The sequence below is a fragment of the Collinsella aerofaciens genome (assembly GCF_015558785.1).
Lineage (GTDB): Bacteria > Actinomycetota > Coriobacteriia > Coriobacteriales > Coriobacteriaceae > Collinsella > Collinsella aerofaciens_P.
In genome coordinates, this window is the sequence record NZ_JADMOP010000017.1 from 23,275 (window position 1) to 35,295 (window position 12,021).

General features: G+C 54.7%; 7 protein-coding genes and 1 pseudogene. 6 read left to right on the top strand and 2 right to left on the bottom strand.

The features are described 5' to 3' along the window. Positions 1-4: 4 nt before the first annotated feature. Together I2G40_RS08130 and I2G40_RS08135 are read left to right on the top strand one after the other, a co-directional pair. Positions 5-1,072: a glycosyltransferase gene (locus tag I2G40_RS08130; protein ID WP_195544761.1), complete on the top strand. Its 1,068-nt coding sequence runs from the start codon at positions 5-7 to the stop codon at positions 1,070-1,072. Further along, complete coding sequence (locus I2G40_RS08135) at positions 1,073-3,559, top strand: glycosyltransferase family 2 protein (RefSeq protein WP_195544762.1); 2,487 nt, start codon at positions 1,073-1,075, stop codon at positions 3,557-3,559. Here I2G40_RS08135 and I2G40_RS08140 read toward each other — a convergent pair. Together I2G40_RS08140 and I2G40_RS08145 are read right to left on the bottom strand one after the other, a co-directional pair. Then, positions 3,556-4,533 carry a translation initiation factor 2 gene (locus I2G40_RS08140; RefSeq protein ID WP_117746656.1) on the bottom strand — a complete coding sequence of 326 codons (978 nt, stop codon included), beginning with the start codon at positions 4,531-4,533 and terminating at the stop codon, positions 3,556-3,558. The two genes, I2G40_RS08135 and I2G40_RS08140, sit on opposite strands and share 4 nt — an antisense overlap. Then, positions 4,533-4,982, bottom strand: a complete 450-nt coding sequence (locus tag I2G40_RS08145) for a DUF4869 domain-containing protein (RefSeq protein ID WP_138112761.1) — start codon at positions 4,980-4,982, stop codon at positions 4,533-4,535. The genes I2G40_RS08140 and I2G40_RS08145 overlap by 1 nt, the downstream gene beginning before the upstream one ends. A gap of 360 nt (positions 4,983-5,342) precedes the next feature. On the opposite strand from I2G40_RS08145, the gene I2G40_RS08150 reads away from it, so the two are divergent. The 4 genes and pseudogenes from I2G40_RS08150 to I2G40_RS08165 all read left to right on the top strand — a co-directional run. Next, positions 5,343-6,563 (top strand): hypothetical protein, encoded by a 1,221-nt coding sequence (locus I2G40_RS08150; RefSeq protein WP_158554609.1) that lies wholly within the window; start codon positions 5,343-5,345, stop codon positions 6,561-6,563. Between the two features lie 59 nt (positions 6,564-6,622). Then, positions 6,623-8,854, top strand: a complete 2,232-nt coding sequence (locus I2G40_RS08155; protein ID WP_147334525.1) for an N-acetylmuramoyl-L-alanine amidase family protein — start codon at positions 6,623-6,625, stop codon at positions 8,852-8,854. A 265-nt stretch (positions 8,855-9,119) separates the two neighbouring features. Then, entirely contained in the window at positions 9,120-10,853 is a 1,734-nt protein-coding gene (locus I2G40_RS08160; RefSeq protein WP_195544763.1) for a GH25 family lysozyme, read from the top strand. A 100-nt stretch (positions 10,854-10,953) separates the two neighbouring features. Beyond that, positions 10,954-12,021: pseudogene (locus I2G40_RS08165) on the top strand (N-acetylmuramoyl-L-alanine amidase family protein); the annotation flags it as partial.

Consider the following 12,021-nt stretch of genomic DNA (forward strand, 5'->3'; position numbering starts at 1 on the left):
GACTATGGCTAACCCCAAGATTTCTGTTGTCGTTCCCGTCTATAAGGTGGAGGAGTGCCTGGCCTGGTGCTTGGACTCCCTGCTTGCGCAGGACATGCCCGATTGGGAAGGTGTGCTGGTCAACGATGGCTCGCCGGACGGTTCGCGCGATATTGCGGCTGCCTATTGCGATAAGGACGCGCGCTTTAGGCTGGTTGATAAGGAGAACGGCGGCCTGTCGAGTGCACGTAATGCAGGCATCGCTGCGTCCACGGCGTCTATCGTCGCGTTTTTGGATTCCGACGACCGCTTTACGCCCGATGCATGCCGCGTGATCGTCGATACCTTTGAGTGCGAGGACTGCGACGTTTTGACCTTTGGCGCGAATCCGTATCCGCTGGAGGCGGGGTATCCGTGGCTTAACTATGTGCTTAGCCCGCGCGATGTGTCGTTTGAGGGCTATAGCTCCGACCTGCTGTTTAAGGAAGCGTCTCGTCCCTTTGCATGGCGCACCGCCTGCAAGCGCGACTTCTTGCTGGGCAACGGGATCGTGTTCGACGAAACCGTTAAGTATGGCGAGGACCAGGTCTTCGACTTTGCCGTGTACGGTCGTTCGCACAAGACCGCGCTTATCTCGAACAAGTTGTACGACTATCGCGTGGCTCGCAAGGGTTCGCTCATGGACACCATGCGCTACGACGACGAGACACGTCTGCTGGAGCACGTGAAGATTTACTCCGCTATGCTGGCTGACTGGCAGCGCGACGGTCTCGACGCACAGCATGCTGATGACCTGGCGTACTTCCTGTGTGATCTGGTGCTGTACGACGCGCTCAGGCTGCTGGGTTCGGACTGCGGCAAAGTGTTTGCTGCAGTTGCCGCGGCGCTTAACGGTTCTGCCGTGGACAACGATGCTGCGCTCGCACAATGTGCTCCTTCGGTTGCCGCCATGGTGCGCGCGGCACTTATCGGTAAGGCCCCTGCTGCTCGTTTGTGCAAAAAGCTCATGTTCGATTACGACGTCTTGAGGTTTGGGCGCCTGGGTGCCTGCAAACGCATGGCAGCGAACGCCCTGGGAAAGCGAGAAGTGTAGATGAGTATCAAGCGTTTGGCACTTTGCCGCAGTCAGGGCCGTCTGTTTGTGCTGCTTCGTTTTGCCGGTCAGGATGTCGCCGCGCTTATTGAACGGGAGGGTTCTCAAGCGTTTGCCCACGCGACAACGAGCGGTTCTTGTGTGCCGTCGCTGGTGCTCCCAGTCGATCATGGCCGTGTGTTGGCGCTTTGCCCTTCCGTTTCCGATTACGAGCGCGAGCTCGCCGTTTTGGTGCTTCCGTTTTTGGATGGCTCGTCGATGGATGCCGTTTTTGCATCCGGTGGCCAAAGGTTGGGCTCTATTCGTCTCGATAGCCGCGTGGCCAAATTGGAATCCAAGATTAACTACAAAGCAAAGCCTGCGCTGTGCGCGCTTATCCGCGATGCGCAGCGTGGCGAACACTGCGGCCGCTACGAGATCGATGCCATTCGCTATTTGCCGGCAGACGTCGGCGCGGTGTGGCGCTATGAGGTTACCTGGGCGGGAGACCCCCAGTGCGCGCCTGAGCTCCAGATCTTCGATACGCATATGAATGCCATCGATGTTACCGTGCATGTGTTTGAATCGCAGGTCGATGTTCCGCAGCAGAACGGATGCCGCATCAATAAATCGTATCTGAGTGTTGAGATGCCTCAGGATATACGAGATTTTGTCGCGATCGTGAGCGATCCCACAGAGCGGATCCAAAGCGGGTTTTGCGCCATGGATGGTCGCCTGTACAACGGCATGGTCGACGACAGCTGGAACCGTATGAAGGACGCGCGTGCAGACGACGCAGCTTATCGATGTTGGTTTGAGCAGCATCGCGCAAAGCCGGGCGATTTGGCGTGCCAGCGTGTCGCTTCGGCGGCCTTTGCCTATAGACCGCTCGTGAGCATTGTGGTGCCGTGCTACAAGACTGATCGGGTCTACCTGCGCGAGCTGCTGGAATCGGTGCAAGCCCAGAGCTATGACAACTGGGAATTGCTGCTTATGGACGCCTCGCCCGAATGGGACGCGGTGGCCACCCTTGCGGCAGGTGCCAACGACGAGCGCATCCGTCGCATCGAGCTTCCCGGCAACGGCGGCATTGTGGTCAACACCAACGCAGGTATCGAGCAAGCGACAGGCGACTACATCGCTTTCTTGGACCACGATGACATTCTGGAACCGGACGCGTTATTCCAGTATGTTTCCGCGCTGAACAAGGCGGCCGAGGGCGAGCGTCCCCAGGTCCTGTTCTGTGATGAGGACATGTTCCAGAAAACGGGGGAGTGGGGCCAGCCGGTCTTTAAGACCGTACTCAACGTCGACCTGCTCTATAGCCATAACTGCGTGACGCATTTCCTGATGGTGGAGAAGGCGCTCATCGATCACATTGGTATGTCCCCAGAAGACGTTGCGGGCGCCCAGGACTACGACTTGACGCTTCGCTGCCTTGCAGCCGGCGCGCGCTTTGAGCACGTTGCGCATGTGCTGTATCACTGGCGCGTGCATCCGGGATCGACCGCCGATGGCTCTGCCGATAGCAAGCCGTATGCCATTGAAGCGGGTCGTCTTGCGCTGCAGCGCCACTTTAACGCGCTGGGCGTTCACGGAACGGTCGAGGAGACCGAGACGCCGTTTGTCTACCGCATGCGCCATGCGCTGCCGGAGCCTGCGCCGCTGGTGAGCATTGTGATCCCCACCAAGGATCACATTGAGACGCTCGATGCCTGTGTGATGTCGATCGCCCAGAAGGCCACGTATACCAATTACGAGATCGTCTTGGTGGAGAACAACAGTGAAGCCCCGGAGACGTTTGCGTATTACGAAACCCTGCCAGAGCGCGTGGCTGCAGCATCCGAAGGCAAGGGCATCGCGCGCGTTGTGTACTGGCCGGGCGAGTTCAATTACTCTCAGATCATCAATTTTGGTGTGAAGCACGCCAAGGGTGACTACCTGCTGCTGCTGAACAACGATACCGAGGTCATAAGCCCGGACTTTATCGAAGAGATGATGGGCTATCTGCAGCGTCCCGATGCGGGCGTGGTGGGCGCCAAACTCTACTTTGCCGATCATCTGGTGCAGCATGCCGGCATTTTGATTGGCGTGCGTGGCGCACTTGCCCATACCAACCAGGACTTCTCGGCAAAGCGCGAGGGCTATCTTGCCCGTGCCGTGCGCCCGGGCAACTTTAGCGCCGTGACGGGTGCCTGCCAGATGGTGCGACGCGACGTATTTGAGCGCGTCGGCGGCTACAACGAGGAATTCGCCGTCGGTTTTAACGACGCAGACTTTTGCCTGCGCGTGTGGGAGGCGGGTTACCGCACCATCTTTACGCCCTATGCCGAGCTGTACCACTACGAGTTCACCTCGCGCGGCAGGGAAGAGGCCAACGAGGAAAAGCTGCGCCGCTGGAAGCGTGAGCAGGCGCTGTTCATGCAGCACTGGCCTGAGTTCTTCCTCGATGGCGACCCGTGGCTCGGACCAAACCTATCCTCCGACAGTGAGTACTTCTCGTTTTAGTGCGAAGTAATGCCAAGGTCCGGCAAAGTATCCTCCAGAGCTGCAAGAGCGGTGGGGTTCAGGTACTCCTCGTTCAAGCAGCTCTTGTCATATCGAAAACGTGTGTCTCGTGAGCATTCGATGAGTTCTGCAGTAAAGAACTTCTCCCAGCTAAAGAACTTTGAGCTTTCGATATGTTCAGCGGGGTTAAGCAGCATGTCCTTAATGTGTTTGCTGTTGAATAATCCCGACTTCAACACGAGCCATTCAAACGATTCCGGTAGGAATAGCTTGATGTTCTTTCGGCGCAATAGAGCAGCTGCTTCCGCAATTTCTGGTCCAAAGGCGGCACCGTCGGCAATCACGAGGATGTCGTTTTCCGGTGCGTCCATAATGCAGTTGCAAATATTTGATTTGCCTCCCGCGCTGATGCATTTAATGCTGCTCTTTTTGCATAGCAAACTGAAGAATTCGTAGCCCGAATTTGTGTCCTCGACAATGACAAGCTCGGGCCTCTCGCCTCTAAAATCAGTATCACCGTAAATACGATATGTAGAGGTGTAGACACGAGAGTAAACGGGATACTTCGTTGTGGTTCGGTTGGTGTTCTTAAGACCGTAGATTTCATCAACGCTATAGGGCAGTTGGCGCAGTGACTCTCTGGCGACAATTACGTAGTAGTTTGAGCTACGCTTTGCTTCATGGGCAAATTCTCTTGATCGAACAAAAGTATTGCCCTCATCAATAAAAACAATACTGCTGGAAATCTCTTGGAGATCTCTACGCCAATATTTTCCAGATATTGTTTTACAGGGCACTTTGCAACTTACTGTTACGCCGCTTTGTGCCCCAAGCTCTTCGTGAGCTGCCACCATATCAAGCAGAGTTGTCTTGCCTGTAGCACTGTTACCTTGGATGATGGTCAGATTTCTATTGATGGTCAGTTTAAACTGAACCCGGTTATTTTGAATAATTACCTTGTATGATCCGCGCATCAGGAGTTCTCCCTTAGGCATTTTCCAGCTATGGGGACAAGGTCAAACATTGTGTGGACTATATCGCCCGTATTTGCAATGGTTACCGTGAATTTGCCGTTTCCAAAATCCATTATGTGGTAGAGATTGATTGTTAGATCCTTTTGCGCGGCGATCCTCAGAATCCAGTAGGCGCAATTATCACCGCAATTTGAGGCGTTATATATATTCTGCGGCATAAAGTACATAAGCAGTAGCGTTTTGGTGCCGCTGGATAGTTTCTCGGGAGGAATGATGCCTAGAATCTTGGTATCGATTGCATTGGGGCCTACCACGGTGCCTTTGTCGATGGATTTTATGACCCTTTGGGCAAAGGAGTCTTGAAACCACTGGGGCGAATATACGTTATCGAAGTAAACGGACGTGTTGTAGATAACGTTTTCCATATCACCATAGTGAATTGTTAGCACGTCAGCTCCTTCGGCTTGCTGATTTGGCATCTAGTGAGATTGATTATATCGCAGCACATGAGGCGGGCGTTATCGGCCCGCGGTAGATGTGATTGATGACCAAGGTTTGTATTTTGTTGCTTTATTATTCAGTTCACTCGTTTAATCAGTTCGCTCATGCGCTAAGTTTGCCTTAGAAGCTATTTAGCGTAACGGTTGAGGTGTGGCGACTCATATTTAAATTGCAGTCACAAAGACACCTTTTATCGATTTCCCGTTGAAATACTGAATTGATAGTTTAAAAATAACTTAAGAGAGCCTTAAATCTCGGAAAAAGGATGTCGTATGAAAAACCTTCGAGAAAGATGGCACGGACTAACAGTGCTGGGAGTTGTTGCATTTGCTGCTGCCTGCATGACGGTTGCCCCGGCGCCCTCATTTGCTGATATTGCTGGCGGTGGCGGAGGCGGTGGACCGATTACGGAATGGTGTTCCGACGGTCGTCCGAAGACTGGACTCGTTCGGTGCGAGGACGGCAACCTTCGCTATTTCGATCCCGAAACTGGCGCCATGGTCACGAACCAGTGGCATAACGAATACGAAGCTGTCTGGTACTATTTTGGCGCTGACGGGACCGCGGTGTCGGGCTGGCAGTCTATCGGTGGGGACAAGTATTACTTCTATCCCGAAAACCATGATATGGCATACGGCCGAGTTCAGATTGACGGCAAGAACTACTTCCTGAACACCCCTGGTGCCAACGCCGATGGCCGCATGCAGCATAGTGGCTGGTTCTACGACTCCATCTACGGAAAGTGGTCCTATGCGACCTCCGACGGTGAGCTATTGACCGGTTGGCATAATCTCGGCGGGGCTTGGTACTATTTCAACGAATCTGGGGTCATGCTGACTGGCTGGATCAACGATTCGGGTACCTGGTACTACACTAATGCCTCCGGTGCGATGGTCACTGGCTGGCTCAACATCGGCGGTACGTGGTTCTACCTCGACGGCTCGGGCGCCATGGTCGCTAACAGCTGGCGCAGCCTCGGCGGCTCCTGGTACTGGTTCGGCGACTCCGGTGCAATGGCCACTGGCTGGTTCTTGGCAGGCGGCTCTTGGTACTATGCGAGCGGTTCGGGCGCCATGGCAACCGGCTGGCTCAGCAATGGCGGCACGTGGTATTGGCTCGGAGGTTCGGGCGCTATGGCCTCTAACTCTTGGGCTAACGTTGGTGGAGTTTGGTACTGGTTCGACGATTCCGGCGCGATGGCCACCGGCTGGCGTCAGGTCGGCGGCGCCTGGTACTACTTTAGCGGTTCCGGCGCTATGGCTCACGACGCCTGGGTCGGCGACTACTACCTCCAGTCTTCCGGTGCCATGGCTACGAATGCCTGGGTTGGCTCCTACTATGTCGGCGAGGACGGCAAGTGGATTCCGGGCTACGGTTTAGTTTGGTATAAGAACGGTAGCGATGTTTACCATACGCATAAGTGCCGTACCGTTGGTAAGGACGCAAAGGGCTATTCGCAGATCTCTATTCAGGAGGCCCAGAGGCGTGGCGCTTCACGAGAGTGCAAAAACTGCCAGCAAATTGGCTAGCACATTACTGAGCTAGTTTTGATTGAGGCCCCGTTGCCCTGAAGCGACGGGGCCGCTGCGTGATTGGATACCGTGCTGTTATGAAGAAATGGTCATTCGGAGTGCTGGCTTTTTCGGGCCTCATTTCTTTTGGGCTCCTTTTGGGTTCGCCCTCGATGTTATACGCCCTTGATTCGAATAACACTGACGAAGGTCCCGCATCTAACGTTGCTATTGCTTCTGTCGAGTCAGGCGTTGATGCTCAGCGCGAATCGACCTTCGCTGTCGAGCAGAACTCTCAGGTGGATAATGAGACCCCTTCCGAGGTTTCGAATCAAATTATTTGGCATCAGGGGTGGATATCACCCGAAGAAGGGGCTGGTTTTTGGCGTTGGGGCTTGTCCGACGGAACAATCGCTGTTTCTTCTTGGAGACATATAGACGGTAGCTGGTACTGGTTCGACGACGAAGGTCGAATGGCTCAGGATGGGTTGGTTCAAGTCGGGGGTGCGACGTATGCCTTCTCCTCTTCGGGCGCAATGCGTGTCGGCTGGTACCTAGATTCTACGGGCTCCACTTCTGCTTGGCGTTATTTCTCCGGTTCTGGCGCCATGGTAAAAGGCTGGCTTTCAGACGGCAGCAACTGGTATTGGCTGGATGATGAGGGCAAGATGGTCCACGATGCGATGCTGCAGATTGGGGGAGCCACGTATGGATTCTCTTCTTCTGGTGCAATGCTTATCGGATGGCATCTTGATGCTTCTGTCTGGCATTATTTTTCCGGCTCTGGCGCTCTGGTAAAGGGCTGGCTCTCGGATGGGGGTCGTTGGTACTGGCTTGATCCTGCAGACGGTTCTATGGCCACCGGGCTGAATGAATGCAATGGCACCTCTTATATCTTTAACAGTTCAGGGGCCATGCTATCCTCCCAGTGGGCACTTATTGACAACAACTGGTATTACGCTGACTCCAACGGCTTACTGCATGGAGGTTGGTTACTTCTAGGGAATTCTTGGTATTACCTGGATCCAGGAAGCCATATTATGCTCACGGGCTTTGTGCAAGTGGGCTCGTCCACCTATTTCCTTACGAGCTCAGGTGCCATGGCAACAGGCTGGGCACTTGCTGATGGTACTTGGTATTACGCCGCATCAAACGGAGCTATTCAACGAGGGCGATGGATAAAGTCCGGAAGCGCCTGGTATTACCTTGATGATGTATCCGGCGCAATGCGTACTGGTGAATTTGCGGTAGGAAGCAAGCGCTATTTTTCTTATGATTCCGGTGCAATGGCATCTTCGTGCTGGATCAACTTGAACGATGGTATGGCATGGGCGAATTCGTCTGGAGCACTGAGCGAGCCGTTGCCTACTTCATCTGATGGATCTCCTGTAGTCGCTGATCGTACTGACTCGTCTTCATTGCCAGGTGTGATTCATATTGGAGATGCGGTTTTCTATGCGGATGCGAATGGTGTCGTTAACGTGGCGTCTGGTTGGATTATGTCGAAAGACGCTTCTGACGAAAGTGGCAATACTTGGTACTACGCATCTTCCAATGGTGTCCTTAAGTCTGGTTGGCAATATGTCAACGGTGCGTGGTATTGGATGGACCCTTCCACATTCAAGATGAAAACTGGATGGCTTAATGACGGCGGTACGTGGTACTGGCTCCAGCCTTCGGGTGCCATGTTTGCTAACGGGTGGCTGAAAATCGATGGCGTTGACTATTACTTCAATGCAAGTGGTGCATGGTTGAATACGTCTGGTTCTGTTTTGGGGGTCAATAGGTCCAGCTTGGTCAATTGGCTTATGAGCCACGAAAACGACGGCTATTACCGTGGAACACGCTACGACACGCATCTCAGCCAGGAAACGTGCATGTACCCAAAGGGTGATCCGCGTTGGGACGGTTATACGGGCATGAATTGTGGTGGATTTGTATCGCATGCATATATGAAGGCGGGCGGGAATTTAGCTCCCATTGCCGCCGAGCAGAGCCATTCCCCTTGGAGTGGAGGTCCCGGAAGGGGCGGCTGCGTAAACGCTTATCGTTGGTACGGCTACGCTATCGATACGTGTGCGAACGTGACTTATTTCAACTCTATTGATGAGTTGTTACGTAGTGGTTTGGCTCGTAAGGGGGACATTGTGTTCTTCAATCCTTACAACCCATATGCGGACGATAGCCACATTGGCTTTTTCTGGGGCAATTCGCCGAGCGAAAATTTGTTCTGGCATAGTGATGGTTATGGAAATCGCATCTCCGGTTTGACCGCTTTGGGCCCATCGAAAGTAATACTGATTCGTTAGAATTCCGAGTTGTAGGGGACTCTCTGGGCCCCCTACCTTTTTGACATCTGGTTTGAAAGTTTATTTGAAGTCGGTATTCTTGGGGGCAAGAGGAGGGGGCAATGAGCCTGCGGGTTCAACCCTGCCGGTAAGTTCTTCTTTTCTTTGCAGCATTGCGCCCAACTATTTATTGTCCTAGATGGCATCTTGTCCTGTTAGATGTTCGGGAATCTTTCATAGCTATGCTGTAAGCTAGACGCAATCAAGAGCGAATGACGAGGTTTACATGAACAAACATCTTAAGTTGTTTTCGGCATTGTTGGTGCTGATGCTCTTTGCGCCCGTTTCTATGTTTGTATGCCCTGCGGATGCAGAGGCTGCTCAGACTCTGGTTGAGAATTCTTGGCGTTATGAGGGTGGACAATTAGTTTCAGATGATGCTTCTTCCGAAGAAGACGGAATAGCTTTATTGTCTATGGACGCTCTTCCCGATGGGGTTACAGCTCAGGGCATTGACGTCAGCGAGCACCAAGGGCGTATTGATTGGGACGCAGTTAAAGCTTCTGGCATCGATTTCGCTATTCTGCGCGTTGGGTTTGGCGCTCCGTCTTTCGGCGGTCGAGTTGACTATCAATTTAATCGAAATATTTCTGAGTGCGAGCGACTCGGAATTCCCTACGGCGTCTATGTCTATTCATATGCTTTTGATAATCAACAGGCAGCCGATGAGGCGTCCATGGTGATTGACTGCCTATCGGGGCACAATCCTAGGCTACCGGTGTATTACGATCTTGAGGACAAGACAATTATTGCAGATGGTCGTCAATCCGGAATTGCATCTAGAGCTCAGACATTCTGTAATAAGATTTCTAGTGCTGGATATAAGCCAGGCATTTATGCAAACCTAAATTGGTTTAACAATATATTGACCGACCCTGTATTTAAGAGCGGTTCTTGGGATCATTGGATTGCTCAATACAACTCCCAATGTCACTATACCGCCAGTTACAGCTTTTGGCAGTATACAAGCCGCGGAAAAGTTTCTGGTATTAGCGGAAATGTTGATATGAATTACGCGTATGTTGATGTCTCTCTTTATTACTGGCAGTTAAAAGAGGGCACTTGGTATTACGCAACCTCTGACGGCAAAGCGTATACCGGATGGTTGCGCCAGGGCGGAGCCTGGTATTGGCTCGACCCCGACGCGGGCGGTGTAATGGCCACCGGGCTCTACGAGTGCAACGGCTCCATGTACTGGTTCAACGCCTCCGGCGCGATGGCGACCGGATGGGTCCTCGACGGCGGCACCTGGTACTACGCGACTGGCTCCGGCGCGCTGGCGCGCGGCCCCGTTTCCGTCGGCGGCGTGCCCTACTGCTTCGACGCCCGGACGGGGGCCATGCTGACGGGTTACCAGACTGATGCGCAGGGCGTCCGCCGCTACTTCGGCAGCTGCGGCCCTCTTAACGGCTGGGGCCTCGTCGACGGCTCCTGGTACTGGTTCGCTGACGGTATCGCCTCGACCGGCTGGCTTTACACCGGCGGCTCCTGGTACTGGCTCGACCCCGACGCGGGCGGCGCCATGGCGACGGGCCTCCACGCGTGCAACGGTTCCGCATACTGGTTCAACAGCTCCGGCGCAATGGCGACCGGATGGGTCCTCGACGGCGGGACCTGGTACTACGCGACTGGCTCCGGCGCCCTCGCCTCCGGCTGGCTCAACCTAAACGGTGCGTGGTACTGGCTCGATCCCTCGACGCACGCCATGGCCACTGGGCTCCACGAGTGCAACGGCTCCGCGTACTGGTTCAACGCCTCCGGCGCGATGGCGACCGGTTGGGTCCTCGACGGCGGCACCTGGTACTACGCGACGGGATCAGGCGTGCTGGCCTCCGGCTGGGCATACGTCGGCGGCGCCTGGTACTGGCTTGACCCCACGACGCACGCAATGACTACGGGTGTTCAAGAAATCGATGGGGTGCAATACTCTTTTGCTAGCAATGGTGTATGGCTTGGCTAGCAGCTCTTCTTTAATTGCTTTTTTCTAATTACATATTGCTCTTAGCCATCCATTTGTAGACTATGTTTATGTAAAAATTGGTTACTACTGGGGGCTGCACATGGCAAGGAAAAAGCGAATAATATTAATCCTAATCATTCTTTCAACCCTACTGCTCGCTGGGCCCGGTGTGGTTGATATCGCGAACGCAGAACCCATAAGCTCCTCTATCCCTACTGATATTGAGAGGCAATCCGTCCCCTCGACTCTTTCTCCTTCCGATTCAATCGATGATGGTCCTGCTCAAGAATCCGTTAAATGGAATCTGGGTTGGAATTCGTTTGACGGCAACTGGTTCTATGTGGATTCAGTCAATCCGGTCTCGTTGCATTCTGGCTGGCTCTATACCAATGGGGCCTGGTACTGGCTCGATCCCTCGACGCACGCCATGGCCATCGGGCTCCATGAGTGCAATGGCTCCGCATACTGGTTCAATGGCTCCGGCGCGATGGCGACCGGATGGGTGCTCGACGGCGGGACCTGGTACTACGCGACGGGCTCAGGCGCGCTGGCCTCCGGCTGGCTCAACCTAAACGGTGCGTGGTACTGGCTCGATCCCTCGACGCACGCCATGGCGACGGGCTTTCACGAGTGCAACGGCTCCCTGTACTGGTTTAATTCGTCCGGCGTGATGGCGACCGGTTGGGTGCTCGACGGCGGGACCTGGTACTACGCGACGGGCTCCGGCGCGCTGGCGCGCGGCCCCGTATCCGTCGGCGGCGTGCCCTACTGCTTCGACGCCCGGACGGGGGCCATGCTGACGGGTTACCAGACTGATGCGCAGGGCGTCCGCCGCTACTTCGGCAGCTGCGGCCCTCTTAACGGCTGGGGCCTCGTCGACGGCTCCTGGTACTGGTTCGCTGACGGTATCGCCTCGACCGGCTGGCTTTACACCGGCGGCTCCTGGTACTGGCTCGACCCCGACGCGGGCGGCGCCATGGCGACGGGCCTCCACGCGTGCAACGGTTCCGCATACTGGTTCAACAGCTCCGGCGCGATGGCGACCGGATGGGTCCTCGACGGCGGGACCTGGTACTACGCGACTGGCTCCGGCGCCCTCGCCTCCGGCTGGCTCAACCTAAACGGTGCGTGGTACTGGCTCGATCCCTCGACGCACGCCATGGCCACG